Source organism: Streptomyces sp. CA-142005 (genome assembly GCF_050942335.1).
Classification (GTDB): Bacteria; Actinomycetota; Actinomycetes; order Streptomycetales; family Streptomycetaceae; genus Streptomyces.
The window spans coordinates 3,161,741-3,188,488 of the sequence record NZ_CP192078.1 but is presented as its reverse complement, the minus strand read 5'-3'; the positions used below and the strand labels follow the sequence as shown (position 1 = coordinate 3,188,488).

Below are 26,748 nucleotides of genomic sequence, written 5' to 3'. Positions count from 1 at the left end.
TACATTGATCCACATGGAGCTGCTCCCCAACTCCCGTACCGAACCAGACGGTTCACCCGTCATCCGCGTCCTGAGCTACAACATCCGCTCGATGCGCGACGACACCGACGCCCTGGCCAGGATCATCACCGCCTGCGCCCCCGACGTCGTCCTCGTCCAGGAAGCCCCCCGCTTCTTCCGCTGGCGCAAGAAGCTCGCCCGCCTCGCCGCGGCCTCCGGCCAGGTCATCCTCACCGGCGGAGCCACGGCGGCCGGCCCGGCGATCCTCTGCTCGCTCCGGGCCACCGTCGAGCGCACCGAGGACGTGCTCCTCCCGCTCACCCCCGGACTCCACCGGCGCGGCTTCGCCACGGCGGTGGTCCGCTTCGGTGCCGCCCGCGTCGGCCTGCTCAGCTGTCATCTGAGCCTGCAGCGGGACGAACGCCGTGAGCAGGCCGCCATGCTCCTCGACCGGCTCGCCGGCCTGGGCGTGGAGCACGCCATCGCCGGCGGCGACCTCAACGAAGGCCCGGAGGGCTCCGCCTTCCGCCTGCTCTCCGCGAGCCTCCAGGACTGCCGGGCCGTGGCGCCCTGGGGCGGTGCGGACACCTGGCCGCACAGTGACCCCCCGCAGCGTATCGACGCCGTCTTCGCGACCAACGGCATCGAGGTGCTCGGCTGCGGGGTCCCTCTCCCACTCTCGGCTTCGCCCGAGCGGGGGGACCCCCATGCCCGGCCGGGCGTCACCCGGGCCGACCTGACCGCGGCCACGGACCATCTCCCGGTCCTCGCCGCCCTGCGCGTGCCGGTGGCGTGAGCCCCTACTTGAACTAAGTACAGAAAACCCCTTGTGGGTCTTGCCCCGCCCACCTACAGTCCTGATTGCACTTAGTTCAAGTGACCAGGAGGGGGAACCGATGTCCGCGAAGCGTGAGGCGCTGGCCGCGTTCGTTGAGGCGGCGTCGAAGGAGTTCGGGGTGCCGGGGGCCGCCGTCGCCGTACTGATCGGCGACGAGGAGATCCATGTCAGCCAGGGTGTGACGAACGTCGATCACCCCCTGCCGATCGACGAGCACACGCTCTTCCCGATCGCCTCGGTCAGCAAGAGCTTCACGGCGACCGCGCTGATGCGGCTCGTGGAGCAGGGCAGGGTCGACCTCGACGTGCCGGTCCGCCGGTACGTTCCCGAGCTGCGCCTCGCCGACGAGGAGACCGCCGCCCGGATCACCGTGCTCAACCTGATCAACCACACGGCGGGCCTGGACTGGAACCTGGTCGACGCGGACGAGGGCGACGGCTCGCTCGCCGCGTTCGTCGGACAGCTGCACCGGCTGCCGCTGATCGCTCCGCCCGGCGCCCGCGCCTCCTACAGCCAGGCCGGCTACAACCTGCTCGGCCGCGTGGTCGAGAACGTCACCGGCCTGCCGTTCGAGCAGGCGCTGGCCGAACTGGTCCTGGAGCCGCTGGGCCTGTCCGACACCGTCTTCGACCTGGACGACGTCGTGGTCCGCCGCTTCGCCGTCGGCCACAACCGCGCCGAGGACGGCTCCCTCACCCTCGCCCGCCCCTGGAAGTCACGGCGGGCCGGACTGCGCGGCAACAACCCCGGCGGCGGTGTCGTCTCCTCGGCGAGCGACCTGCTGCGCTGGGCGCGGTTCCAGCTCGGCGAGGTAGAGGGGCTGCTGACCGCGCAGACGCTGCGCCGCATGCAGGAACCGACCGTGGAACTGCGGGGCAGCACGCTCGGCGACGCCTTCGGCATCGGCTGGTTCCTGCGGGACGTGGAGGGCGTGCGCACGGTCGGCCATGGGGGCTCGGGCAACGGGCAGTTCGCCGAGCTGCTGCTGGTGCCGGAGCGGGACTTCGCCGTGGTCTCGCTGACCAACTGCGGCCCGGAGGGCTACCAGTTCAACCAGGCGGTGCTGAAGCGGGCGCTGGAGCTGTTCCTCGATGTGGTCGAGCGGGAACCGGAGCCGCTGCCGTACGACGAGCAGCGGGCGGGGGAGGTCGCCGGGCGGTACGAGATCGACGCGATGAACCTCGACATCGCGCTGGAGGCCGGCCGGCTCACGCTGGCCGTCGGCATCAAGCCGGAGATCCGCGCGGCGTCCGACGTGGAGATGCCGCCGGACCATCCGGCCGCGGGCATCGGCTTCCTGCCCGGGGACGGTGACGAGTACATCGTCACGGAGGGGGGCTTGAAGGGGCAGAAGGGCTTCTTCTCGCGCGCGGACGACGGCACGGTGACGGGGGTCGACCTGGCCGGCCGCCTCTTCACCCGGGTCTGACCAGAGGCGCCCCTCTGGGGGAGGGGCGCCTCTCAGCGAGCAGCGTCCCCGGCCGTTCGGGCGGTACCGGGCGCCGTGTCCGCTCCGCCCGGCCGCAGCCCGTCGAGCAGTGCCCGCAACCCCGCCGCGTAGCTGCCGTCGGGCGCCTCCCCGTACTCCGCGGCCGCCGACGTCCCGAGCCGCTCGCGCAACCGCGGAAACGGCTCCGCCACCTCGGCCGCCTTGGCCAGGGTCTGCGACAGCATGCCCTCCGCGTCCTCCCCGGCCCGCCGCAGCTTCCGGGTCAGGGAGGCGACGGCCGAGGTGCCGAGCGCGTTGCCCAGGACGTACGTCACCAGCGCCCCGGCCGCCCGGTCCGCCTCCTGCGGTGTGAACCCCGCGGTCTCGAAGACGCCGAGGAGATGGTCGTCGTAACGGGCCTTGCCGGTGCCGTAGAGGAGATGGGAGCCGATCGCCTGCACCAGCCACGGATGCCGTACGAGCATCGCGTGCAGCCGGTCGGCCGTCACCGTGGCGGTCTCCCGCCAGTCGTCCGCGTCGAGCGCCGGCAGTTCGATCTCCTGCCACACCCGGTCCGCGGCGAGCAGGACGAGGTCGTCCTTGTTCTTCACATGCCAGTAGACGGCGGTCGCCGCGGCCCCGAGCCGCTTGCCCAGGCTTCGCATGTTCAGGCCTTCGAGGCCCTCGTCGTCCAGCAGCTCCACGGCGGTCCGGACGATCTGTTCCTGGGTGAGGGTGTCGCGCGGCATGGGCTCACCATAGGTGAGCCCCGCACGACCTGTACAAAGTTCAGACCACCGCGCCCCGGCCCGGGCCGTCGTCCTCCTCGTCGTCCGTGCGCATGCGCATCACCAGCGTGGCGAAGCCGCCGAGGAAGCCGCCGATGCCGAGGGTCGTCAGCCACCAGGTCATGTCCCAGCCGAGCAGCACCGCCAGCAGAAGCAGGACCGGGCCGCCGACGACGCCCAGCCAGGCGAACTTCGCCGTGGTGTCGGCGGTCGGCAGCGGTGGCGGCTCCGGCGGGACGAAGTGGCCCTCGTCGTCCTCGTCGAAGTCGTCCTCGGACGGCTCGGGCGGGTTGTGGTCGCGCGGGCCGACACCGGGCGCGAAGGACACCGAGCTGCCCAGCGGCCGGGCCGGCGCCTTGTCGGTGTCGCTCTCGGCGTCCTTCTCCGGCTCCGGCTCCGGCAGCGCCAGATCCTCCACCGACCGGAAGGGCCGGGCGCCCGGCGGGTCCGGCGGCTCCTCGCCGAACCCCGCGACGATGGCCCGCCAGGCGGCGTCCTCGTCGAAGGGCACCTTCTGCTCGTCCGGCTCGCGGTCCTCGCGGTCGGACTCGTGCTCAGCCACCTGTGGCCGCCCCTTCCTTGCCGAGACTGGGTGCGAGCCGGCCCATGAAGGCGAGGCTCTCCTCGAAGATCCGGTCCGCATCCTGGTCCAACGTTGCCACGTGGTAGCTCTGTTCCAGCACGATCTCCGTCACGTCGGTGGACGACACCCGGCTCAGCACCCGGGCCGAGTCGGCCGCCGGCACGACATGGTCCTGGGCGCTGCGCAGCAGCAGCAACGGCTGCGTGACCTGGGGCAGCTCGCCGTCCAGCCGGCGCAGGAACACCCGCAGCGAGTGCGCCGCGTGCAGCGGCACCCGGTCGTAGCCCAGCTCGGCCGCGCCCACCTTGGCGATGTCGCTGGCGATACCCTTCGTCGTCCGCACGAGATGGCGGGCCACCGGAAGGGCGTACGCCGACAGGCCGTGCACCTTGTTCGCCGGGTTGACGACCACCGCGCCCGTGACCCGCTCGCCGTGCCGGGCGGCCAGCCTGAGCGCCAGCGCGCCGCCCATCGACAGGCCCGCGACGAACACCCGGGAGCAGCGCTCGGAGAGGATGCGCAGCTCGCGGTCCACCTCCGCGTACCAGTCCTGCCAGCCCGTGACCTGCATGTCCTCCCAGCGGGTGCCATGGCCGGGCAGCAGGGGCAGCGACACGGTCAGGCCGTGCGCCGCGTGGTGCTCCGCCCAGGGGCGCAGCGACTGGGGCGAGCCGGTGAAGCCGTGGCAGAGGAGGACCCCCACTTCCCCGCCCTGGTGGCGGTACGGCTCGGCTCCGGGGAGGACCGGCACCTTCGACGCTCCTGTTCCTGAAGAGGGCCCCACCGGTGGACGGCGGCGGCGTGAGGAAAACGTGCGGATGTGCTTCACCGTACGCGACCGCACTGACACCGACCAGGGTCGTCGGGGCCTTTGGCACTCCCGAAGGGTTAAGGTCTGTTCGACGGAAACAGGAGGCAAGCGGGTGTTGTACGGCACGATGAAGGTCGCCATCGGGGGGCCGCTGAAGGTCGCCTTCAGGCCCTGGGTGGAAGGCCTGGAGAACATTCCGGCCGAGGGCCCCGCCATCCTGGCGAGCAACCACCTGTCCTTCTCGGACTCCTTCTTCCTCCCCGCGGTCCTGGACCGCAAGGTCACCTTCATCGCGAAGGCGGAGTACTTCACCACTCCCGGTGTGAAGGGCCGGCTCACCGCGGCCTTCTTCAAGGGCGTCGGACAGCTCCCGGTGGACCGCTCCGGGGCGCGCGGCGCCGGCGAGGCGGCGATCAAGAGCGGCATAGAGGTGCTGGAGCGCGGCGAGCTGTTCGGCATCTACCCCGAGGGCACCCGCTCGCCCGACGGCCGGCTCTACCGGGGCAAGCCCGGCGGCCTCGCGCGCGTGGCGCTGGCCACCGGCGCTCCGGTCATCCCGGTGGCGATGATCGACACCGAGAAGATCCAGCCGCCCGGCAAGGTGATGCCGAAGCTGATGCGGCCCGGCATCCGCATCGGCGAGCCGCTGGACTTCAGCCGCTACCACGGCATGGAGCACGACCGCTTCGTCCTGCGCGCCCTGACCGACGAGGTCATGTACGAGATCATGAAGCTGTCCGGCCAGGAGTACGTCGACATGTACGCGACGGCCGCCAAGCGGCAGATCGCGGAGGCGGCCAAGGCGGCCAAGGAAGCGGAGAAGAAGGCGGAGGCGGAGAAGAAGGCAGAGGCTTAGACAGCCTTACGGAGGGGCCGGGGGACGGGGGGACATGCCCAGGCGTGAGCGCGTGATGAGAATGTCGGTCGAGCTGCCGCTGTGGCGTGCGCTCGCCGGCTACCGGGTCCTGACCATGCTGTACGCCATCGGCCTGTGTGCCACCGCGTACTCCCACTTCGTACGGCCCTGGATCGCCGTCGCCTACTACGCCGTCCTGTTCGTGTGGACCCTCGCCACCCTGCCCAGGGTGCGGAACGCGGCGAGCTGCACCAGGCGCTTCCTCGCCGCCGACCTGGCCGTCGCGCTCACCGGCATCCTGCTCACCCCGCTCGCCGACAACCACGAGCGGATCGCGGGCGGCGGCCCCACCCTGCCGTCGATATGGACCGCCGGCTCGGTGCTGGCGTTCGCCCTGAAGGGCGGCTGGCGCTGGGCGGCCGCCGCCTCCACGGCCGTGGCCGCCGTCAACCTGGTCGAGCGCGGCCGGCCCGCCCGGGACACCGTGCACAACGTGATCCTGGTCTGGGTGGCCTCGATCGCCATCGGCTACGTCGTGGAGGTCGCCCGCGCCTCCGAGCGCACCCTCGCCCGCGCCCTGGAGATCGAGGCCGCGACCCGGGAACGGGAGCGGCTGGCCCGGGACATCCACGACAGCGTGCTCCAGGTGCTGGCGATGGTGCAGCGCCGCGGCGCGGTCATCGGCGGCGAGGCGGCGGAGCTGGGCCGGCTCGCGGGGGAGCAGGAGGTGGCGCTGCGCACCCTGGTCTCCGGCGGTCTGCTGCCGGTCTCCCGGGTGTCGGAGGACGCCGCGGCCGGGGCCGTCGTACGCGCCGTCGAGGAACCGGACGACGACGGGCCGATGGACCTGCGCGCCCTGCTGGCCCCGTACGCGGGTGCCCGGGTGAGCCTGGCCGAGCCCGGTGCGCCGGTCGAGCTGCCCCGGCCGGCCGCGCGGGAGCTGGCCGCCGCGGTGGGGGCCGCCCTGGACAACGTGCGCAGGCACGCGGGCGAGCAGGCCCGGGCCTGGATCCTGGTCGAGGACGAGCCGGACGAGGTCGTGGTGACCGTCCGGGACGACGGCCCCGGCATCCCCGAGGGCCGGCTCGCCCAGGCCGAGGGAGAGGGCCGGCTCGGCGTGGCCCAGTCGATCCGGGGGCGGCTGCGCGACCTGGGCGGCAGCGCCGAACTCGTCTCCGTCCCCGGGCAGGGCACGGAAGTGGAACTGAAGGTACCGAAGAACGTGAAGGCGGGACGTCGATGAGCGAGCAGCAGGACCCGATCAAGGTCATGGTGGTGGACGACCACCCCATGTGGCGCGACGCGGTCGCCCGGGACCTGACCGAGTCCGGCTTCCACGTGGTCGCCACCGCCGGCGACGGCGAGCAGGCGGTCCGCCGCGCCAAGGCCGCCGCCCCCGACGTCCTCGTGCTGGACCTCAACCTGCCGGCCAAGCCCGGCGTCCAGGTGTGCAAGGAACTGGTCGGCCACAACCCGGCGTTGCGCGTCCTCGTCCTCTCGGCGAGCGGTGAGCACGCCGACGTGCTGGAGGCGGTGAAGTCCGGCGCGACCGGCTATCTGCTGAAGTCGGCGTCCACCGAGGAACTGCTGGACGCGGTGCGCCGTACGGCCGTCGGCGACCCGGTGTTCACGCCCGGCCTCGCCGGACTGGTGCTCGGCGAGTACCGCCGGCTGGCCTCCGAGCCCGCGCCCGCCCCGGACACCGACGCGCCCGGCGCGCCCCGGCTCACGGACCGGGAGACGGAGGTGCTGCGGCTGGTCGCCAAGGGCCTGAGCTACAAGCAGATCGCCGAACGCCTCGTCATCTCCCACCGCACGGTGCAGAACCACGTCCAGAACACCCTCGGCAAGCTGCAGTTGCACAACAGGGTCGAGCTGGTGCGGTACGCCATAGAGCGCGGACTCGACGACGCGTAGGGCCCGCCGCGGGGCCGTACGCCTGAATCACCCTCCTCGCCTCTCCCGATGTGACGTGAATCACCATTAGCGTGACTCGGTGTCAGGGAACCGCGGTGAAGGGACTTTTCCATGCGGGTCGGAGTACTGACCGGAGGCGGCGACTGCCCCGGGCTCAACGCCGTCATCCGGGGCATCGTCCGCAAGGGCGTGCAGGAGTACGGCTATGACTTCGTCGGCTTCCGGGACGGCTGGCGGGGTCCCCTCGAAGGCGACACCGTCCGTCTCGACATCCCCGCGGTGCGCGGCATCCTGCCCCGCGGCGGCACCATCCTCGGCTCCTCGCGCACCAATCCCCTCAAGGCGGAGAACGGCATCCGCCGGATCAAGGACAACCTGGCCAAGCTGGAGGTCGGGGCCCTCGTCGCGATCGGCGGCGAGGACACCCTCGGCGTCGCCGCGCGGCTGTCCGACGAGTACGGGGTGCCCTGCGTCGGGGTGCCCAAGACGATCGACAACGATCTGTCCGCCACCGACTACACCTTCGGCTTCGACACCGCCGTCAACATCGCCACCGAGGCCATCGACCGGCTGCACACCACCGCCGAGTCCCATATGCGGGTCCTGGTCGTGGAGGTGATGGGCCGGCACGCCGGCTGGATCGCCCTGCACTCCGGCCTGGCCGGCGGCGCCAACGTCATCCTCATCCCCGAGCAGCGCTTCGACGTCGACCAGGTCTGCGCCTGGGTGACCTCCCGCTTCCGGGCGTCGTACGCGCCGATCGTGGTCGTCGCCGAGGGCGCCATGCCCAAGGACGGCGACATGGTGCTCAAGGACGGCTCGCAGGACTCCTTCGGGCATGTCCGGCTCTCCGGGGTCGGCGAGTGGCTGGCCAAGGAGATCGAGGGCCGCACCGGCAAGGAGGCCCGCACCACGGTCCTCGGCCATGTCCAGCGCGGCGGCACGCCCAGCGCCTTCGACCGCTGGCTCGCCACCCGCTTCGGCCTGCACGCCATCGACTGCGTGCACGACGGCGACTTCGGCACGATGGTCGCCCTACGCGGCACCGACATCGTCCGGGTCCCGATCGCGGAGGCCACCGCCAAGCTGAAGACGGTGAACCCGAAGCTGTACGAAGAGGTCGGGGTGTTCTTCGGCTGACAGTCCGGTCCGGGCCCGGGGACCGAGCGTCCCCGGGCCCGCCCGCTCATCTCGCCCTGCTCGCGCCGCGCAGCCGACCGACCAGCTCCCGCACGATCGCGGCCCCGTTCAGGGAGAGCACCGACTCCGGGTGGAACTGCACGCCCGCGAAGCCCGGGCCGCGCAGCGCGTGCACCTCGTCGTTCGCCGCCCGGCTCACCTCGATGCCGTGCGCGGCCAGCTCCCGGGCCGTCTCCTCGTCGCAGCGGGCGACGAAGCTGTTGTAGAAGCCGACCGTCTCGGGCCGGCCGAACAGGTCGATCGTGGTCTGCGCCCCCTGGTACGGCACCTCCTTGTGGACGATGTCCAGCCCCAGCTCGGCCGCGATCAGCTCATGGCCCAGGCAGACGCCCAGCACCCCGTGCCGGTGCTCGCCGATCACCCCGGCGGTCAGCTCCCGCAGGAACCGCATCTTCGGATCGGCCAGGTCCGCCGGGTCGCCCGGGCCGGGGCCGAGCACCACCGGACCCTCGTGCGCGAGCACGGCCGCCCGCAGCCCCGGCTCGTCGTACCGCCGTACGCTCACCTCCAGGCCGCCCGAGCGCAGCACGTGCGCGAGCATCGCGGTGAAGGTGTCCTCGCCGTCGACCACGAGGGCGTGGCCGGTCAGCTCCCGCACCGGCTCCTGCATCCGCAGCCAGAACGGCGCGAGCGCGGCCCGCCGCCCGTCCAGGGCCGCCCGCACCCGAGGGTCGTCGGCCAGCCGGGGCCGCTCCCGCTCCTCGCGCGGCCGGGACGGCCGTACCCCGAGGGCCGCCAGTACGCCCGCCGCCTTCGCGTGCGTCTCGGCGACCTCGCCCGCCGGGTCCGAGCCGCGCACCAGAGTCGCCCCGACCGGGACGCGCAGCCGTCCCCGGGCGGAGATGTCGGCGGTGCGGATCAGGATGGGGGAGTCCAGGGTCTGCGCGCCCCCGGAGTCGCGGCCGAGCAGCGCCAGCGCACCCGCGTAGTAGCCGCGTCCGCCGACCTCGTGCCGCTCGATCACCCGGCACGCGTTCTGCACCGGCGACCCGGTCACCGTCGCCGCGAACATGGTCTCCCGCAGCACCTCCCGCGCATCCAGGGAGGACTTGCCGCGCAGCTCGTACTCGGTGTGCGCGAGGTGCGCCATCTCCTTCAGGCGCGGCCCGACGACCACCCCGCCCATGTCGCCGACGGTGCACATCATCTTCAGTTCCTCGTCGACCACCATCGACAGCTCCTCGATCTCCTTGCCGTCGGCGAGGAAGGAGAGGAGACGGTCCGGGGTCGGACCCTCGACGGGATAGCGGTAGGTCCCGCTGATCGGGTTCATCACGACCGTCCCGCCGGACATCCGTACGTGCACCTCGGGGCTGGCCCCGACCAGCGTCCGGTCTCCGGTGTGCACGACGAACGTCCAGTACGCGCCCCGCTCGCCCTCCAGCAGCCGCCGGAACAGCGCGAGCGCGTCGGCGCGGCCGAACCCCGGGATCCCGCCCTCGTACGTGCGCCGGATCACGAAGTTCGCGCCCTCGCCCCGGCCGATCTCCTCGGCCAGCACCCGCCCGACGATCTCGCCGTACTCCTCGTCGCCGACGTCGAAGCCGCCGCCCTCGACGCGCACCTCGTGCGCCGGGAGCTGCGCCAGCGCCACGTCGAGCGGGAGCTCGTACGACTCCTCGGGGGTCAGTACCAGCAGCGGGGTGCCGTCGTCGCGGACGTCGAAGCCGCGCTCGCGGATCTGCCGGAACGGGACCAGCGCGAGGCCCTCGTCGGGGAGATCGGCGAGCCGGTCGCGGCTGGTCACCGGGCCGAGCAGCACCTCCACCGGGTGCTCGTCGCGGCCCGGGGTGCGGCGGCGGAGCAGGGCGAAGGGGCGGTCGTCGTGCCGGAGCTGTGCCAGGTCCATGGTTCCTCTTCCGTCGGTGAGGAGGAACGACCCCGGACACGCCGAAGGCCGCCCCTCGGGCGGCCTTCGCGAAGTCTTGCGTACGCGCAGTCAGTGGGCCGCCGGATGAGCGGTCCACCACCAGTTCTGGATCGAAAGCGCGAACATGGCAGGAACCCTACCGCACCCGTGCGCCGGCCGACTGTCCACGGGACAACCGGCGCGTCTCACCCTTCGAGCCAGAAGATGGGGCAGGGCAGACGACCCCGTAATGTTTACGAGGTGACCGTGAACGCTAAGACCAGCCCGAGCGCTGGCAACACCTGGCGAGACCTGCCCGCGGCGCAGCAGCCCGAGTACCCCGACCCCGAGGCTCTGCGCGCAGTGATCGCGGACCTCGAGTCGTATCCGCCGCTCGTCTTCGCGGGCGAGTGCGACCAGCTGCGCGCCCGGATGGCGGCCGTCGCCAAGGGAGAGGCGTTCCTCCTCCAGGGCGGCGACTGCGCCGAGGCCTTCGACGCGGTGTCCGCCGACCACATCCGCAACAAGCTGAAGACGCTGCTCCAGATGGGTGCCGTCCTCACCTACGCGGCCGCCGTGCCCGTGGTGAAGGTCGGCCGTATCGCCGGGCAGTACTCCAAGCCCCGCTCCAAGCCGACCGAGACCCGCGACGGCGTGACGCTCCCGGTGTACCGGGGCGACTCCGTCAACGGCTTCGAGTTCACCGAGGCGTCCCGCATCCCGGACCCCGAGCGGCTCAAGCGCATGTACAACGCGTCGGCGTCCACGCTGAACCTGGTGCGCGCCTTCACCACCGGCGGTTACGCGGACCTGCGCCAGGTGCACGCCTGGAACCAGGACTTCGTGAAGACCTCACCGTCGGGCCAGCGCTACGAGCAGCTCGCCCGCGAGATCGACAACGCGCTGAACTTCATGCGGGCCTGCGGCACGGACCCGGAGGAGTTCAAGACCGTCGAGCTGTACTCCTCGCACGAGGCGCTGCTGCTGGACTACGAGTCCGCCCTGACCCGGGTCGACTCGCGCACCGGCAAGCTGTACGACGTCTCCGCGCACATGGTGTGGGTCGGTGAGCGCACCCGGCAGCTGGACCACGCGCACATCGAGTTCGCCTCGCAGATCCGCAACCCGATCGGCATCAAGCTCGGCCCGACGACGACGGCCGAGGAGGCGCTGCAGTACATCGACCGCCTCGACCCCGAGCGGGAGCCGGGCCGGCTGACCTTCATCGTCCGGATGGGCGCCGACAAGATCCGCGACAAGCTCCCCGAGCTGGTGGAGAAGGTCACGGCGTCCGGTGCGACGGTGGCCTGGGTGACCGACCCGATGCACGGCAACACCTTCGAGGCGGCCTCCGGCCACAAGACCCGCCGCTTCGACGACGTGCTCGACGAGGTCAAGGGCTTCTTCGAGGTCCACAAGGCGCTCGGCACCCACCCGGGCGGCATCCACGTGGAGCTGACCGGCGACGACGTCACCGAGTGCGTGGGCGGCGGCGACGAGATCTTCGTCGACGACCTGCACCAGCGCTACGAGACGGCCTGCGACCCGCGGCTGAACCGCAGCCAGTCGCTGGACCTGGCGTTCCTCGTCGCGGAGATGTACCGGGACCAGTAGGCACCGCCGGGGCACTCCCCGGGTCCTTCCGGACAGGTCTGGGGCGCGGATCACACAGGTTCCGCGCCCCACCCACTTTTCCGGCCACCGGGGGATGGGTAAGGTTAGGTTTGCCTCACCGGGAACGGGACGGCAGTCATAGAGCGATCCCGTCGGGAGGTGAATCCGCGTGTACGTCTGCAGCTGCTTCGGCATCACGGAGGCCCAGGTCAAGCAGCACGCGGAGGACGGTGCCTGCACCCCCCGCCAGATAGCCTCCGCCTGCAAGGCGGGCACGGACTGCGGCTCGTGCGTCCGCCGGATCCAGGCCCTCCTCGGCCGGGGCGCCTGCCCACGGCGTGAGCTGGCCGACCAGGGCAGGCCGGTCCTCTCGGAGCTCCCGGAAGCCGAGCTCCCGGAAGCCGCCTAGCTCTCCGGCTGCTCGATGATCTGCGAGATGTAGAGCGCCTCGCCCAGCTTCTCCACCAGGTCCAGCTGGGTGTCGAGGTAGTCGATGTGGTGCTCCTCGTCGGCGAGGATGTCCTCGAAGATGTTGGCGGACGTGATGTCGCCCTTCTCGCGCATCACCTTGATCCCGCGCTTGAGCCGGTCGATCGCCTCGACCTCGATCTGCCGGTCGGCCTCGAACATCTCCTTCACGGTCTGCCCGACGCGTACGTGGAACAGCCGCTGGTAGTTCGGCAGCCCCTCCAGGAACAGGATCCGGTCGGTGAGCACCTCGGCGTGCTTCATCTCGTCGAACGACTCGTGCCGTGTGTACTTGGCGAGTTTGTACCAACCGAGGTTCTCCTGCATCTTCGCGTGCAGGAAGTACTGGTTGATCGCGGTCAGCTCGCCGGTGAGCTGCTCGTTGAGGAACTCGATGACCTCGGGGTCGCCCTGCATCGCAGCGGCTCCTTCCACACGGGAAACACGGGGGTGTGCCGCCGCATGATTGCACCGGTAACGAAGATCGTCCAGTAAGTGGGTACTTAGTAAGTAAGTGCTTGCTTGATATGAGTTGTCCGGTTCGCGGGCTCCCGGTCGACTCATGGTCAAAGGCACTGCCCGAGGTCTGTCAGGATGGATACATGGGTCATCCGGTGGAGCGAGAGTCTGGAGCAACGGCAGGGTCCGCGCTTCCGCCGGGGCAGCGGCTCCAGCGTGGCTGGCCGGTCACGCACTACGGCCCCGTCCCGAAGTTCCGCCCCGAGCGCTGGGAGTTCCGGGTCTTCGGCGCCACCGCCGACGGTGACAAGCACATCTGGAACCACGAGGAGTTCACGGCCCTGCCGTACGCCACCGTGGTGGCCGATCTGCACTGCGTGACGAAGTTCAGCATGATCGGGGCCGAGTGGGGCGGCATCCCCGCCCGCACCATCCTCGAACTGGCCCCGCCGGCGCCAGACGTCACCCATGTGATGGTCTGGGCGGAGTATGGCTTCAGCTCGAACCTGCGCCTGACCGACTTCGCCTCCGACCGCACCCTCTTCGCCACCCACAAGGACGGCGAACTCCTCACCGCCGAGCACGGCTTCCCGGTCCGCCTGATCGTGCCCCACCTGTACGCCTGGAAGGGCCCGAAGTGGGTCCGCGGCGTCGAGTACATGACCGCCGACCGCCGCGGCTTCTGGGAGGAACGCGGCTACCACAACATCGGCGACCCGTGGAAGGAACAGCGGTACTCGTACCAGGAGGAGCCCGGGGAGGGGCCGGAGCTGTAGCCGTCAGTGGTGGTACCGGTGCACCACCGCGTGCCCCTTGCCCCGCCCGATCGTCCACTTGTTGACCGGCGTGGTCACCACGAAGGCGATCACGAGCGAGACCGCCAGCGAGATCCAGAACAGCGCGTCGCCGAGCGTCGCGTCCATCGCGGACGGCCAGACCAGGATCACCCCGTTGTCGATCAGCTCCATCACCGCGATGGACAGGGTGTCGGCCGCCAGGGCCACCCGGAAGGCCGTGCGGAAGTCGACGCCGGCCCGCAGGACCCCGCGCAGCGTGAGCGAGTAGCCGAAGAAGAAGGCCAGGACGATCGCCAGCACGGTCGTCGGCAGATTGCCCCACCCGAGCGCCGTACCGACGACCATGCCGAGCACCTCGCCGATGGCGCAGCCGGTGAGGCAGTGCAGGGTGGCCTGGGCTGCGACGGCCCAGCCGGCGGCGGGCGCCGCGTGGTGCGCGTGCACCTCTTCGTGGTGGACGTGCCCCATGTGTTCGGCGTGTGCCTCGTGCTGCATGACTGCCCCCATGTCGCGTGACGGTTCCTGTACCGGACAGGAACCAGATACCCCATGGGGGTATTCCTGAACGGGTTATGAATCCCGCAGTTTCTTCAGCCGCTCCACGTCCGCCGCGTGCCCCGCCCTGCCGCCGGGCGTCTCGATGATCAGGGGTACGCCCTCGGTCGCGGGGTGGGTCATCAGGGCCCGGAACGGGTCCTCGCCGATGTGCCCGGCGCCGATGTTCTCGTGGCGGTCCTTGTGCGCGCCGACGACGTCCTTGGAGTCGTTGGCGTGGATCAGCTTCAGCCGGCCCTCGCCGACGGTGTCCACCAGCAGGTCCAGGGTCTGGTGCATGCCGCTCGGGCCGGTCAGGTCGTGGCCGGCGGCGAAGATGTGGCAGGTGTCCAGGCAGACCCCGAGCTTCGGATGCGCGTCCAGCGCCTCGAAGTACGGGCCGAAGTCCCAGGTGCGGGAACACAGGGAGGCGCCCTGCCCGGCCGTCGACTCCAGCAGCAGGAACGGGTCGTCGTCGTGCGTCAGCTCGTCCAGCAGCGGCAGCAGGTGCGCGCGCACCTGCTTCAGCGCCACCTCGCGGGCCCGCCCGCCGGTCGCGCTCCCGGTGTGCACCACCACACCCAGCGCACCGATCTCCCGCCCGCGCCGCAGGGAGTGCCGCAGCGACTCCACCGACCGCTCCACGGTCGCCTCGGTGTGCGAGCCGAAGTTGATCAGATAGGGAGCGTGGACGTACGCCGGGATGGACTCCTCGGCGCAGGCCGCCCGGAACGCCTCGTCCTGCCGGGGATTCCCGCCGGGCGTGGCCCAGCCGCGCGGGTTGGCCACGAAGACCTGCACGGTCTCCGCCCTCAACTCGCGGGCGTACGACAGTCCCACGGAGTGCAGTCCACCGGCCACGGGGACATGTCCGCCGACGGGGTTGCGCGGAGGGGAGGCGGGAAGCGAGGGGGAAGATGGTGAGGTCATGGCTCACCCAGCATGCCAGGACGTGTGGGGACGCCCCCGATCAGGGTACGACTGCACCAGCGCACCTGTGCGGACGCCAGGGGAGGGTGTACATGGGGGACGTCGTCAGCTTCTCGCTGCCGGACGGCGGCACGGTCCTCGTCGAACCGGTCGACGAGGACGTCTACGGCCTGGAGGAGATCTCGGTCAACGGGGGCACGGTCGTCAGGCGTGCCCAGGAGGGCCTCGGGGAGGCGCTCGACGGTATCCGGCGGATGGCCGCGGAGGCACACGCCCGGATCACGTCGCTCGTGGTCGCCCCGCAGCGCCTGGAACTGGAGTTCGGGGTGAAGCTCAGCGGGGAGACCGGAGCGGTCCTGGCCAAGGCGACCGGTGAGGCTCACCTGGTCGTCCGGGCCGTGTGGGAGAAGTAGCGGGGCCCGGCGCGGCCGCGGCCGACGTGTCCGGATCCGTCGCAGCGTAGTGCGGCCTTCTCCCGCAGCCGGGAGGATGCGCCTACGATGCCCAGGCGGCGCGGACGCCGTGGTGCGAGCCGTATGCCGGATGTCCCGGGAGACGGAAGGGGCACAGGCATGGAAGAGACGACGGGGGTGCGGTGCGAGCTGCCGGACGTCGCCGCGTTCACCATCGACGAACTGCGCGCGCTGCCGGGATCCGTGCTCGCGGTGGCACTGGAACGGCTCGAGGCGGAGGCGGCGGAATCCGGCGAGGACGCGTACAACAGCTGGCAGTCGAGCCCCTGACGGACCGATGGCCGATGTCGAGGCGCTTCTCGAACAGGGCTGGCGGCCCGTCCCGCTGCGCCAGTTCGTCCTCAAGATACGCAGCCGGTGCAACCTGGCCTGCGACTACTGCATCATCTACGAGCACGCCGATCAGACCTGGCGCCGTCAGCCCCGGGTCATGAGCGCGGAGACGGTGCGGCAGACGGCCCGGCGGATCGCCGAGCACGCGGCGCGGCACGCGCTCCCGCATGTCCGGATCGTGCTGCACGGGGGCGAGCCCCTGCTGGCCGGACCGATGGGTATCGGCCGAATTGTGGGCGCCCTGCGCGAGATTGTCGAAGACGCGGGCGCCGAGGCCGAGTTCACCGTCCAGACCAACGGCACCCTGCTCAGCCCCCGCATGCTGCACACCCTGGCCGAACACGGCGTACGGGTCGGGGTCAGCGTGGACGGGGACCGGCAGGCCCACGACGCCCATCGCCGCACCTCGTCCGGCGGCGGCTCCTACGACCGGGTCATGGCCGGACTCCACCGCCTGTCCGACCAGTTCCCGCAGCTGTACGCCGGACTGCTGTGCACCATCGACCCCACCCGGGATCCCGTGGCCGTCTACGAGTCGCTGCTGCCCACCCGCCCCCCGCTGATCGACTTCCTGCTGCCGCACGCCCACTGGGGCGCCCGCCCGCCCGGACCGTCCGGGGCCTACGGCACCTGGCTCGCGGCCGTCTTCGACCGCTGGGCCGGAGCACCGCGCAAGGAGACCTCGGTGCGCCTGCTGGACGAGCTGCTGCACGCCGTGCTGGGCGGCCGCAGCCGGCTGGACTGGGTCGGCCTGACCCGCTCGGTCTCCGCCTTCGTCGAGGCCGACGGCGGCATCCACCAGAACGACGCCCTGCGCACCGGGCACGACGGCGCGTCCGCCACCGGCCTGGACGTCTTCCGCCACTCCTTCGACGACGTCCTGCTGCACCCGGGGTTCGCCGCCCGGCAGGCCGGCCGGCGGCTGCTCGCCGAGCAGTGCCTGAACTGCACCGAACTGTCCGTGTGCGGCGGCGGCGAATACGGCCATCGCTACGGCCCGGACGGCGGATACCGCCGGCCGTCCGTCTACTGCGCGGACCTCCTGCTGCTCATCCGGCACATCCGGCGCTGGGTGGCCGGCTCCGCGGGGCGGCCGCAGTGATCGGGACACATGTCATCTCGGACCCCGTCTTCGACGCGCTCGCCGCGGGCGGGGGCGGCCCCGAGGCGGTACGGCTGCTGCGGCAGGCCCGGCGCAGCCGGAATCTCCTGCTGCTGCGGCGGATCCTGGACGGCCCGTGCGCGGCCGCCGCCGAGCCGGCCGCCGACCTCCTCGCCCGGGTGGAACGGGCCGCCCCCGCCGTGGCCCGGAGCGTGATCGACGCCTCCTCGTTCGGCACCTGGGCCGCGCGGGCCACGAGCGACTGCCCGGCCCACCGGCACGGCGGCTGCACGGCCGGTGACCTGGGCGCCCTCGCGGCGGTCGCCGCCGTACGGGCCGGGCTCGGCACCGAGATCACCGTGCCGGTGCACGACGGGGTCCTGCGGCTGCCCGGTCTGGGCACGGCCACCCGGCTCGGTCCGGCCGGTGAGGCGCTGGTCGTGGTCACCCCCCGGCCGGAGGCGGGCTGCCAGGTGGACATCCGGCTTCCGGGCGAGGTACGGCCGCTGCCGCGCGACCCGGGCCGGGCGGGACACGACTGGCAGCCCGTGGCCTTCCTGGAAGCCCGGCACCGGGGCCTGGCGCTCAGGGTTCCGCTGGAGACCGCGGATCCCCGACTGCCCTGTCTCGACACGGCCAGCGCCCGCCCCGCGGCCTGGCAGGAGCTGCTGCGGTCGGCCTGGCGGCTCCTCGTCGACAGCCACCCGGGGCGCGCCGAGGAACTCGCCGCCGGGCTGGGCGGCATCGTCCCCCTGCCCGCACCCGCGCGCGGGGTCACCTCCGCGACCTCACGGCACGCCTTCGGCACCGTCCTGGCCTCCTGGCCCGCCGACCCCGACCGGCTGGCCCTGACCCTGCTCCACGAGTTCCAGCACAGCAAACTCAGCGCGCTGGCCGACCTGGTGACCCTGCACGAGCCGGACGGCCGGCCCCGGCTGTACGCACCCTGGCGGCCGGACCCACGCCCGCCCGCGGGACTGCTCCAGGGGATCTACGCCCACCTGGGGGACCTGGCGTTCTGGCAGCAGCGCTGTGCGGGCCGGCCCGAGCCCGAACGGGCCGACGCCGCCTGGCGGCTGGCGCTGACCCGGGCCCAGGCCGAGCGGGGCGTGACCGAGGCGGCGAGCCGGCTCCGGCTCACCCGGCTCGGCGCCCGGTTCCTCGACCGGGCCGCGCAGACCGTGCGGGCCGTCCACGTGGATCCCGGCCCGGCACGCGTCGCGGCGCGTGTGGAGGCCGGTGCCGAGGCCGTCTGGCGGCTGCGCTGGGCCGAGGCCGACGGCACGGGGATCAAGCAGCTGGCCGAGCTGTGGCGGGCCCGGCTGCCGGCCGGAGCGCTGCCCGCCGACGCCGTACGGCCCGCCTCCGGGCCTGTATCCGGTCCCGGCCCCGAGTTCGGCCGCTGGGCGGCCAAGCAGCGCGGCGCCCACCGGGCACCACCCGCCACTGAGGCCGCCGCGGCCGTCGCCGCCGAGCCCGACCGGGCCGAACGCTGGGCCGGCCTGGCCGCCTCCGCCGCGGAGGAGCGTCTGCCGGGCGCGGGCGTGCTGCGCCGCCGCACCGAGGTCGTCCGTGACCTGTACCGCGAACTCACCACCGACGCCAGGACACCCGAGCAGACCCGCCCCCCGGACCCCCTGTCCCTCGCGGCCTGGCTGACCGGTGCACCCGAGTCCGGGAAGACGGACACCGATCGGGGCCAGGACACCGGTACCTGAGCCGGCGGCGGGGGCCCGCCTCGATCACCGGCCAGTCCGGACCCGTACCGGGAGTCCACCGGCGGCGGCGGAACGCCCGAGCAGGACCGACGACCGGACGCACCGGGCTTCGCGGGTTGGCGGGCCCCGGGACGCCCGAGCCTGGGAGGTGAGCGCCGGTCCGGGTCAGGACACCGGTGTCGGAGCCGGGGGGCCGGGGCCGCCGGGGACCGAACGCCGGTGTTTCGCCGGCCGTCGCGTCCAGGCCGGCCAGCGCACCCGGGGCCTGGGAGGTGGGCGCCGGCCCGGGTCGCAAGACTGGTGCCTCGATGCCGCAAAACGTCCGCTCGCCGCAGGGAACGCCTCGGCCACCGGGCAGTCCGGACCTGTACCGGAGTTCACAGCCGGGCGCGGAACGCCCGAGCCGGGGAGGTGAGCGCCGGTCCGGGGCAGGACACCGGCGTCTGAGCCGGAGGGCCGCCGGGGTCGGAACGCCGGTGTTTCGATGTAGTAGGACGCCCACCCACTGCGGGAGAACACCTCGGCCACCAGGCGACCGCCGGACGCGCCGGGCCTCGCGGCCTGGCCGGCCGGGACGCCTGGAGCCCGGGAGACGGGCGCCGGTCCGGGGTGGAATACCGGTGTCTGAGGCCGGAGGGGCGGGCGGGTCAGAACACCGGTGTTTCGATGTCGCAGAACGCCCGTTCGCCGCGGGAGAACACCTCGGCCACCGGATAGTCCGCGCCCAGCGTCCGGGCGAACCGCGTCAGGACGTCGTCGAGGAGCGCCGCGGCCTCGTCCTCCCGGCCCAGCGAACGCAGGTCGTGCGCGAGGTTGCCGCCGCACACCAGCGTGACCGGGTGATCGGGGCCGAGGGTGCCGCGCAGCGCGTCCAGGTGGCGGGTGTTCGCCTGCATCGCCTCCTCGTGCCGCCCCGCCGAGTGCAGGTCGTTGGCGAGGTTCACGCCGCAGCGCAGCGTGCAGTTGTGCTCCGGACCGAACCGGCGCTCCAGCTTCTCGTAGGCGGACAGGTTCAGCGACAGCGCCCGCTCGTGCTCGCCGAGGGCCCGCAGGACGACGGCGTGATTGGTCTCCGTCATCGGCACATAGGGGTGGTCCGCGCCGAACAGCTGCTCGTACCCCGTCACGGTCTGCGCGGCCAGCCGCTCCGACTCCTCCAGCTCGCCGCGCAGCAACAGGTCGACCGCGTGGTTGCCGATCGCGGCCAGGGTGTTGAGGTCTCCCTCGCCGTAGCGGGCCCGGCAGCGGGCCACGGTACGGCCGGACCTCTCGTACGCCTCCTCGTAGGCGCCCATCGCGCGCAGGGAGACGGAGAGGTTCTTGGCCACGTCCAGGGTGGACGGGTGCTCGCGGCCCTGCCGGTCGCGCAGCTTCGGGTACAGGGCGCGCAACGACTCGGTGGAACCGCGGTAGTCGCCCATCTCCCGCTGGTCGCGCGCGTAGTTCGCGGCCACCACCAGGGTCAGCGGGTCGTCCGGGCCGAAGATGCGCACCCGCCGCTCGTAGGTCTCCGCGTCCAGCTCCAGCGCCTCCTGGAACCGGCCCAGCAGCCGCAGGTCGAGCGCGCGGTTGGCCGCGGACATCAGCGCCAGCGGATGGTCCGGGCCGAAGCCGGCGATCAGCCGGTCAAGGGTGTCCCGGTCCCGCTCCGCCGCCGCCTCGAAATCGCCGAGGACGCGCAGGTCGGCCGCGTTGCTGTTGGCGATAGCGAGGGTTTCCTCGTGGTCCTCGCCGTACACCCGGCGGGTGCGTTCGAGTAGCTCTGCGTTGAGCTGCCGGGCCTCGTCGAACCGCCCGAAGCTGCGGATCAGGTTGCCGTAGGCACGGGTGATGCGCATGGTCTGCGGATGGTCCTCGCCGAGCCGGTCGCGCCACTCCGCGCGCGCGAACTCGGCGAGCTGGGCGCCGCCGGTGTAGTCCCCGTGCTGGTAGAGATAGCGGACCTCGTTGATCACCAGGTCGCGGACGTCCCGCTGCTCGCACTCCACCGACCGGGTGGGCCGGATGTGCGGGCGCAGCTCGGCGTACCTGCGCCAGTTCGCGTCGTCCTCCGGCTCCTTCGGGTCGGCCGCCGCCAGCAGGACATGGGTGAGGTGGTAGGTGTCCTCCTGCTCCTGCGGGGACATCTGGTTGAACAACACGGCCTGCACGAGCCGGTGCATCTGCAGACTGTTGCTGCGGTGGTCGATGCGCGCAAGCGCCAGCCGGCCGATCTCCCGGGTGACCAGGCCCAGCTCCACCGGGTCGCGCAGCGCCTCGGCCAGCGGGGACGGCAGCGGCGCGAAGGCCGCGCTGCGCAGCACGGCCCAGCTGATCGGCTCCGGCGCCATGCAGGAGCACAGCCGCAGCAACTGGACCGCGGCCGGGTTGCGTTCGGCCAGCCGCTCCATGGCCAGGTTCCAGGTCGCCACCACGGAGTGCGGATAGCCGGACGGCACGGACGTGTCGAGCAGCCGTCCCGCGTGCTCGCGCAGCAGCTCCAGGTACTCGTCCACGGACATCGCCGTCTCCGCGTGCCAGGCTCCGGCCTGCTCCACGGCGAGCGGCAGGTCGCCCAGCGCCTCGGCCAGCCGGGACGCGTCCTGCGCCGGCATCCCCGGAACCCGGCGCTGCAGGAAGCGGACCGACTCCTCCCGGGAGAAGACGTCCACCGCGATGGGGTGGGCGTGCCCGGCCCAGCTCTGGTTGCGTGAGGTGACCACGATGTGGCCCTCGCCGGAGGGGAAGTACTCCTCCAGGTCCTCGGGCCGGTCGGCGTTGTCGAACACCAGGAGCCATTTCCGGAACGGGGTTCCGCGCCGCAGGCAGTCCAGAACCAGGGGAAGCGCCTCGTCACCGCTGGGAGCCGCCTCCAGGCCCAGGTGCGGTGCGAGAGCGGCGATGGACGAGCGGACCAGCGCGGGATCCTCCGCGTTGATCCACCAGATCAGCTGGTACTGCGACTGGTACCGGTAGATGTACTCCACAGCCAGTTGCGTCTTGCCCACGCCGCCGAGCCCGAAGAAGGCCTGCGGCACGATCGCCGCGCGCCGGTCGGCCAGCCGGTCGTGCAACTGGGTGATCAGCTCGTCCCGGCCGGTGAAGATGTGGTTCCGCGGCGGAATGCGCCGACCCCACACCTGCGGGACGCTCTCCTCGAACCGCACGGGCCGCGTGAGCGTCGACAGGGGAGCGGTGGTGGGCCCCCCGGTGCTCGTAGGGCCGTCGACGCCGGCCAGGCGAGACGCGGACTCGGCCACGGATGATTCCCTTTCCGCCGGCGGCCGGGGGGTCCTGGCCGCCCCGCCGGATTCGACCGGGTGAGGGCGGGCGATCCCGGTTTCGGCAGTGCTGTTCGTGGTTGTGGTGTCGGTCACATCGTAACTGTACGGCTGCGGACGGTTACCTACGCCCGCGGGGCGGTGCTGCCCGGAGATGAGATCGCGCAGCTTGCGCGCCCGGGTGGTGAAGCCCCCGCCCAGCGCGTCGGCCACCGCGGCGTCGACCTTGGCGAAGGGAAGGCTCTCCGCGCTGATCCGCGTGGGCAGCTCCGCGGACGGGTCGGCGAGCGTCGCGTCGAACCGGTAGGGCGCGGACGAGTGCTCGGCCAGGTAGTCGGAGACCGCGGTCAGGACCCGCCGGCTCTCCTGCCGGTGCAGGGAGCCCAGCAGGAGCGAGCGCACGGCCTCGGGGAAGTCGAACTCCGTCTGTTCGGCCGGGCGCGGCCCGTCGCAGGGCACCGGGTGCAGCAGTCCGGACAGGAACACCTCCGCCAGGTGCGAGGGCGTCGTGCGGGGCGCCATGACCTGCTGGACCAGGCGCATGACCGGCAGGAACAGGGGAGCCGCGGCCAGGTATCCGGCCAGTTCGAAGGCCTGCGGCGAGGCCTGCGCACGGAAGGCGAGCACCCGGTCCAGCGGAGACAGCCGCTCCTCGGCCGGCCGCGGCGGCACCGCCTCCTCCGGTGCCGAGGGCACCGCGCCGCCCGCCGCCACGGCGTACCCCTGGAACGGCGACGACTCGGGGTGGGCGACCATCCGGGCCCACATCTGCAGTGCGGCGGGCGCGAGTTCCACCACCGGCACCGGCACGCCGGCCTGGTCCGCACCGGCGTGCAGGTCGCGGTTGGGGGCACCGGGGCGGGCGGCGTGCAGGGTGACGGGGACGGGGCGCAGAGCGGTGCGGTGCCACAGCCGCCGGTCCAGCGGTTGCACCAGGGCCGTGGGCCGGCTGTGCGCCCAGCGGGCCAGCAGCCGGAGCGCCGCGCCGGAGCGCCAGCCGGGGCCGATGCCGTCGCTGAAGACGAGCACGGCACCGCGCGGGGAGTGGTAGGCGGGCGGCCCCTGGTCGGCGCGGCGGCGCGGACCGTCGCCGGACCACGGAGGTGGCGTGCCGCGCACCGCGATGGTGCCGTCCGCCAGGTGTTCCAGCCAGCGCACGGTGATCGAGCGGAAGGCCCCCACCCGGCGCAGCACCGTGCGCAGGTCGGCCACCGCGCTGTCCCACAGCACCATGGACTCGCCGGTGTCGACCACCAGCACCAGATCCAGCCAGGGCTCCTCCTCCGGGACCAGCACCGGCTCCCAGACGTCGGTCTGCGCCGCACGGTCGGCGGTCGCCGCCTCGTCCATCCGGTGCCGCACCGTGGAGGAGGCGCGGCGCCGCAGCGGCCGCAGGGCCCGCCCCAGCTCGGCCGGCTTCCCCAACGGGCGCACCCCGGGAGAGCGGACCGGCAGCGCCGGGACGGCTGTCGCGGCGTCGCCGGCCGGCGCGCGGAAGTCGCGTACGTGCAGCTGCGGTCCCCGCGTGCGCGGAGCGGGAATGCCCGCGCGCGGCGTGCCGTTCGCCTGTGCCTCGGCGGAGTTCTCGCCGCCGGGGTCGTCCCGCCGGCGCCGGGGCCGATCCGGCTCCAGCTGGCCCACGAGCCCGGACAGCCGGTGCGGCCCGCGGGCGGCCGGGAGCGCGGGCGCGTCGTCGTCGGCGGCGCGCGCCAACTGCGCCGCGAGCCAGAGGACTTCGGCGATCTCCCGCGCGTCCGGAGTGGGGCGCTCCGGTGATTCGTACGACATCAGGGCCCCGTTTCGAGATGCCGCCACAGGGTGCGCAGCAGATCCTGCCACTGCTCGGGGTCCTCGTCCGCTCCCACACGCGCCAACTGGATGGCGCTCAGCAACTGGTCCACGGCGACACTGCCGTTGCCCTGCTCGACGAGGAAGGCCTCCACCAGCGGCCGCGCCTGCTCCAGCGCCTCCTCGCCCAGATGCGCGGCGACGATAGCGGCCAGCCGCTCCGGACCCGGCGGCTCGATGTCGTAGCGCAGGCAGCGCCGGGCGAACGCGGCGGGGAACTCCCGCTCCTCGTTCGAGGTGATGACCACGAACGGAAAGGCCCAGCAGGCCACCTGACCGTCCGTCACCAGCGCCTGGCCGCCGTCCGCCGTGCGCACCGGCACGCTGCGCTGTTCCGGGGGCAGCCGCAACAGCTCCTCGACGCTGAAGCGCCCCTCCTCGAACACCGTCAGCAGATCGTTCGGCAGGTCGATGTCGCTCTTGTCCAGCTCGTCGATGAGCAGCACGCGCGGCCGGCGGCGCGGCAGCAGAGCCGTGCCCAGGGGCCCGAGCCGCAGGAACCGTCCGATGTCGCCGGTGCCCTCGCCCGTGTCCAGGCCGGCCCGCCGCAGGTTCGCCTCGTGCAGCCGCCCGATGGCGTCGTAGGCGTACAGCCCGTCCCGCAGGGTCGTGCGGGAGGTCACCGGCCAGTGCAGCACGGGCCCGAGCCCCAGCTCATAGGCGACGGCATGGGCCAGCGTGGACTTGCCGGTGCCCGGACGGCCGGTCAGCAGCAGGGGGCGGCGCAGCAGCAGCGCCGCGTTGACGACGTCGACCAGTCCCCGGTCCACCTGGAAGACCCGGCCCCGGCGGGCGTCGGCCGGCTCGGGGGCGAGGACCTCGTCCTTCGGGGGCACACCCTGCTGGATCGCCCGCCAGCCCGGGGGATCGGGCAGCCGGTCGATCGCGTCGTGCGGAACGCCGTCGCCACGGTACAGCCACCACCCGGGTGTCTGCGGGCTTCCGGTCTCGGTCACGAGGGGTCACCTCCGGGGGCGGGAACGGGTGCGGCCAAGGGGGTCTGCGGTGGCAGCCGGTCGAAGGGATCCCAGAGGAAACCCAGGCGCAGTCCGCCGGCGATGCGCGGTCCGCCGCCCGCGGGCACGGGCGACCACTCGCCCCGGCGCGCCCGTAACACCGCCTCGGGCAGGGTCCGCACGCTGGTCGCCCGCAACCGGCCCGGCAGCTCCCCGGTGACCCGCGGCCCGTCCTGTTCGTCGTGCGCCCACACCAGCGCCGGGATCCCCGCGTCCAGGGCCGCGTCGAACTCCGGGTCGGGCGTGCGCTTGCGGGCCGCCCGCGGCGGGAAGCCGAGCACCAGTGCGAGCGGCCCGTCCTCCGGGTACAGGGCGGAGAACACGACTTCGTACGACGTCGGGTCCTGGCTCCGGGCGGGCACCACATCCACCACCCGCTCTCCGGAGAGTACGGACATCGCTCTCATCCTGTCCCACTTGCGGGACCAGTTATGCCCCCACTCGACCCACACCGACGCGTTCTGGCGCTCGAGACTGCGCACGGCGACCGGATGCACCACCCCCAGACGCACCTCCGCGCCGCTGGGCGTGGTGATCGGGAGCCCGTCGACCGGCCTGCCGAGCAGCTCGCGCGGCAGCACGAACTCCACGAACAGATCAGGGGAGTCGATGGCCTTCGCCCGGCGCATCCGAATGATCTCCTCCCGGATCAGGCGCTCGATGTGGCCGAATCGCATGGCCTCGGTGTACTGCTGCACGGCCTCCCGCGGCGAGCCCTCGTGCTCCTGGAAGACATCGAGCAGATAGTGCCGGGACGGCGAGGCCGGAGTGATGCGGAAGGTGGCGTACGTCCACCGGGCGGTCGCCCGCGCCGGACGCGAACGCCGCTCGAGCAGCGGGCCCGGATCGACCACCGGCGAGCAGTGCCCGGCCCGGCCGCGCACCCAGCGGGCCAGCTCCTGCCCGCGGGTTCCCGGGACGCGCTGGGACAGCGCCGCGACGAACGTCAGCAGCGGCGGCACCGGGCGGCCGGCCTGGGCGATCTGCTGCAGGTCGTGCACGATGCCGAGGATGTCCTCGGGAGCGCCCTGCCAGGGACGGCGCACCGGACCGAGCGCCTCGTCGCGCAGCGTCACCAGACCCGGCAGCGGCACCGCGCCGTCCAGCAGCAGGCGGTAGAGGTCGTCCATGGCCTCCGCGTCGAACGGGCCGTCGTCGTACAGACCCTGGTGGAGGTCGGGCTCCGCCTCGGAGGGGTCCGTGAGCACCTCTCCGGACAGCGCGAGGGCGGCGCGCAGCGGGGGCCAGGACCGGGCCAGCCGGGCCATGGGGATCATCCAGGTCACGCCCGCGTCCGGTGCCTTGTCCCTGAGGACGGCCAGCCCCATCACCCGGGAGGTCGCGACGTCCTTCACGCCGCAACCGCTGTACCCCCTGCTGACCTTGCGGCCCGTGTCGGGCGCGTCGTTCAGCTGGATCAGCGCCGACGCCGGCCCGCCGTGGCCGGCCATGAGGCAGTCCGCCCACACGCCGTGCGGCTGCCCCTGGGGGTAGCCGTACACCTGCATCCGCCGCTTCGCGCTGTAGGAGCCGGCGGACAGGTGGCCGTGCGAGGTGGGTAACCGGTCGCCGGCCAGGGACAGATCGCCGTGCAGGGTCAGCACCGAGAAGTCCTCGTGCGAGTTTCCGCCCGCATAGTGGTGCCCGCCGCCCGGGGAGCCGCTCAGCCGCAGTCCGTTGCTCAGGCTGATCGTCACGGTGGCGCCCGGGTCGTCCTGCCAGGGCCGGCCGAGGGCGCTCGTCACCACGTGGGCGCACGTCAGCACGTACCGCGGCGGCATGACGACTCCTCCGCCCACGGGCAGGCCCGTGGGTCCGAGGATGCTCACCTGCCAGACGTCGGTTGCGGTCAGCTCCGCGACCGGTTCCACCCCCAAGACGCCTCTCCCCCCGTCTGCCACGCCACCGGACGAGCACCGCGAAGC

Annotated in this window: 24 protein-coding genes; 13 read left to right on the top strand and 11 right to left on the bottom strand. The window is 72.6% G+C overall.

Annotated elements, in window-relative coordinates; genetic code table 11:
- The first annotated feature begins 13 nt into the window (after positions 1–13).
- Together ACQPXS_RS15145 and ACQPXS_RS15140 are read left to right on the top strand one after the other, a co-directional pair.
- A complete protein-coding gene (locus ACQPXS_RS15145) occupies positions 14–796 on the top strand; it encodes an endonuclease/exonuclease/phosphatase family protein (protein WP_433449734.1) in 783 nt (260 codons plus the stop codon).
- 100 nt (positions 797–896) lie between these two features.
- Positions 897–2,267, top strand: a complete 1,371-nt coding sequence (locus ACQPXS_RS15140; protein WP_433449731.1) for a serine hydrolase domain-containing protein — start codon at positions 897–899, stop codon at positions 2,265–2,267.
- A gap of 32 nt (positions 2,268–2,299) precedes the next feature.
- On the opposite strand, the gene ACQPXS_RS15135 is transcribed toward ACQPXS_RS15140, so the two are convergent.
- The 3 genes from ACQPXS_RS15135 to ACQPXS_RS15125 are packed head-to-tail and all read right to left on the bottom strand — an operon-like array spanning position 2,300 to position 4,389.
- Entirely contained in the window at positions 2,300–3,016 is a 717-nt protein-coding gene (locus ACQPXS_RS15135; protein WP_433449730.1) for a TetR/AcrR family transcriptional regulator, read from the bottom strand.
- Between the two features lie 40 nt (positions 3,017–3,056).
- Positions 3,057–3,617: a hypothetical protein gene (locus ACQPXS_RS15130; RefSeq protein WP_433449729.1), complete on the bottom strand. Its 561-nt coding sequence runs from the start codon at positions 3,615–3,617 to the stop codon at positions 3,057–3,059.
- Positions 3,610–4,389, bottom strand: a complete 780-nt coding sequence (locus ACQPXS_RS15125; RefSeq protein ID WP_433449727.1) for an alpha/beta hydrolase — start codon at positions 4,387–4,389, stop codon at positions 3,610–3,612. Before ACQPXS_RS15125 ends, ACQPXS_RS15130 begins: the two co-directional genes overlap by 8 nt.
- Positions 4,390–4,576: 187 nt before the next feature.
- Here ACQPXS_RS15125 and ACQPXS_RS15120 point away from each other — a divergent pair, with 187 nt between their 5' ends.
- From ACQPXS_RS15120 to ACQPXS_RS15105, 4 genes are all read left to right on the top strand, one after another.
- A complete protein-coding gene (locus tag ACQPXS_RS15120; RefSeq protein WP_351801105.1) occupies positions 4,577–5,305 on the top strand; it encodes a lysophospholipid acyltransferase family protein in 729 nt (242 codons plus the stop codon).
- Between the two features lie 34 nt (positions 5,306–5,339).
- Positions 5,340–6,548, top strand: a complete 1,209-nt coding sequence (gene macS / locus ACQPXS_RS15115) for a MacS family sensor histidine kinase (RefSeq protein WP_433449726.1) — start codon at positions 5,340–5,342, stop codon at positions 6,546–6,548.
- Complete coding sequence (locus ACQPXS_RS15110) at positions 6,545–7,222, top strand: response regulator transcription factor (protein WP_351800302.1); 678 nt, start codon at positions 6,545–6,547, stop codon at positions 7,220–7,222. Before macS ends, ACQPXS_RS15110 begins: the two co-directional genes overlap by 4 nt.
- A gap of 111 nt (positions 7,223–7,333) precedes the next feature.
- The gene (locus ACQPXS_RS15105) at positions 7,334–8,362 is read left to right on the top strand and encodes a 6-phosphofructokinase (protein ID WP_365326637.1); all 1,029 of its coding nucleotides are present in this window, start codon (positions 7,334–7,336) and stop codon (positions 8,360–8,362) included.
- A 46-nt stretch (positions 8,363–8,408) separates the two neighbouring features.
- Here ACQPXS_RS15105 and ACQPXS_RS15100 read toward each other — a convergent pair whose 3' ends face one another.
- Positions 8,409–10,271, bottom strand: coding sequence for an anthranilate synthase family protein (locus tag ACQPXS_RS15100; protein WP_433449723.1), 1,863 nt, complete (start codon positions 10,269–10,271; stop codon positions 8,409–8,411).
- A gap of 90 nt (positions 10,272–10,361) precedes the next feature.
- Positions 10,362–10,418: a trp operon leader peptide gene (locus tag ACQPXS_RS15095; RefSeq protein WP_115913573.1), complete on the bottom strand. Its 57-nt coding sequence runs from the start codon at positions 10,416–10,418 to the stop codon at positions 10,362–10,364.
- A gap of 114 nt (positions 10,419–10,532) precedes the next feature.
- On the opposite strand from ACQPXS_RS15095, the gene ACQPXS_RS15090 reads away from it, so the two are divergent.
- The gene (locus ACQPXS_RS15090; protein WP_351800311.1) at positions 10,533–11,885 is read left to right on the top strand and encodes a class II 3-deoxy-7-phosphoheptulonate synthase; all 1,353 of its coding nucleotides are present in this window, start codon (positions 10,533–10,535) and stop codon (positions 11,883–11,885) included.
- A gap of 169 nt (positions 11,886–12,054) precedes the next feature.
- A complete protein-coding gene (locus ACQPXS_RS15085; protein WP_365326633.1) occupies positions 12,055–12,294 on the top strand; it encodes a (2Fe-2S)-binding protein in 240 nt (79 codons plus the stop codon).
- On the opposite strand, the gene bfr is transcribed toward ACQPXS_RS15085, so the two are convergent.
- On the bottom strand, positions 12,291–12,770 hold the full coding sequence (bfr, locus tag ACQPXS_RS15080) for a bacterioferritin (protein ID WP_351800317.1): 480 nt from the start codon (positions 12,768–12,770) through the stop codon (positions 12,291–12,293). The two genes, ACQPXS_RS15085 and bfr, sit on opposite strands and share 4 nt — an antisense overlap.
- A gap of 185 nt (positions 12,771–12,955) precedes the next feature.
- Here bfr and ACQPXS_RS15075 point away from each other — a divergent pair, with 185 nt between their 5' ends.
- Positions 12,956–13,588 carry a sulfite oxidase-like oxidoreductase gene (locus ACQPXS_RS15075; protein ID WP_365326629.1) on the top strand — a complete coding sequence of 211 codons (633 nt, stop codon included), beginning with the start codon at positions 12,956–12,958 and terminating at the stop codon, positions 13,586–13,588.
- Between the two features lie 3 nt (positions 13,589–13,591).
- Here ACQPXS_RS15075 and ACQPXS_RS15070 read toward each other — a convergent pair whose 3' ends face one another.
- Both ACQPXS_RS15070 and ACQPXS_RS15065 read right to left on the bottom strand, forming a co-directional pair.
- A complete protein-coding gene (locus ACQPXS_RS15070; protein WP_433449720.1) occupies positions 13,592–14,104 on the bottom strand; it encodes a DUF4396 domain-containing protein in 513 nt (170 codons plus the stop codon).
- A 75-nt stretch (positions 14,105–14,179) separates the two neighbouring features.
- A complete protein-coding gene (locus ACQPXS_RS15065; RefSeq protein ID WP_365326625.1) occupies positions 14,180–15,073 on the bottom strand; it encodes a deoxyribonuclease IV in 894 nt (297 codons plus the stop codon).
- Positions 15,074–15,165: 92 nt separating this feature from the next.
- On the opposite strand from ACQPXS_RS15065, the gene ACQPXS_RS15060 reads away from it, so the two are divergent.
- The 4 genes from ACQPXS_RS15060 to ACQPXS_RS15045 all read left to right on the top strand — a co-directional run bounded on the left by ACQPXS_RS15060 (position 15,166) and on the right by ACQPXS_RS15045 (position 18,699).
- Complete coding sequence (locus ACQPXS_RS15060; protein WP_433449718.1) at positions 15,166–15,486, top strand: CU044_2847 family protein; 321 nt, start codon at positions 15,166–15,168, stop codon at positions 15,484–15,486.
- A gap of 159 nt (positions 15,487–15,645) precedes the next feature.
- Complete coding sequence (locus ACQPXS_RS15055) at positions 15,646–15,816, top strand: hypothetical protein (protein WP_433449717.1); 171 nt, start codon at positions 15,646–15,648, stop codon at positions 15,814–15,816.
- A 7-nt stretch (positions 15,817–15,823) separates the two neighbouring features.
- Entirely contained in the window at positions 15,824–16,981 is a 1,158-nt protein-coding gene (locus ACQPXS_RS15050) for an FxsB family cyclophane-forming radical SAM/SPASM peptide maturase (RefSeq protein WP_433449716.1), read from the top strand.
- On the top strand, positions 16,978–18,699 hold the full coding sequence (locus ACQPXS_RS15045) for an aKG-HExxH-type peptide beta-hydroxylase (RefSeq protein ID WP_433449714.1): 1,722 nt from the start codon (positions 16,978–16,980) through the stop codon (positions 18,697–18,699). The genes ACQPXS_RS15050 and ACQPXS_RS15045 overlap by 4 nt, the downstream gene beginning before the upstream one ends.
- 647 nt (positions 18,700–19,346) lie before the next feature.
- On the opposite strand, the gene fxsT is transcribed toward ACQPXS_RS15045, so the two are convergent.
- From fxsT to ACQPXS_RS15030, 3 genes are read right to left on the bottom strand one after another with little or no spacing between them, the layout of a single operon-like run.
- Complete coding sequence (gene fxsT / locus ACQPXS_RS15040; RefSeq protein ID WP_433449711.1) at positions 19,347–23,747, bottom strand: FxSxx-COOH system tetratricopeptide repeat protein; 4,401 nt, start codon at positions 23,745–23,747, stop codon at positions 19,347–19,349.
- On the bottom strand, positions 23,747–24,763 hold the full coding sequence (locus tag ACQPXS_RS15035; RefSeq protein ID WP_365326615.1) for an AAA family ATPase: 1,017 nt from the start codon (positions 24,761–24,763) through the stop codon (positions 23,747–23,749). The genes fxsT and ACQPXS_RS15035 overlap by 1 nt, the downstream gene beginning before the upstream one ends.
- Positions 24,760–26,694: a hypothetical protein gene (locus ACQPXS_RS15030; RefSeq protein ID WP_433455819.1), complete on the bottom strand. Its 1,935-nt coding sequence runs from the start codon at positions 26,692–26,694 to the stop codon at positions 24,760–24,762. The genes ACQPXS_RS15035 and ACQPXS_RS15030 overlap by 4 nt, the downstream gene beginning before the upstream one ends.
- Between the last annotated feature and the right edge of the window lie 54 nt (positions 26,695–26,748).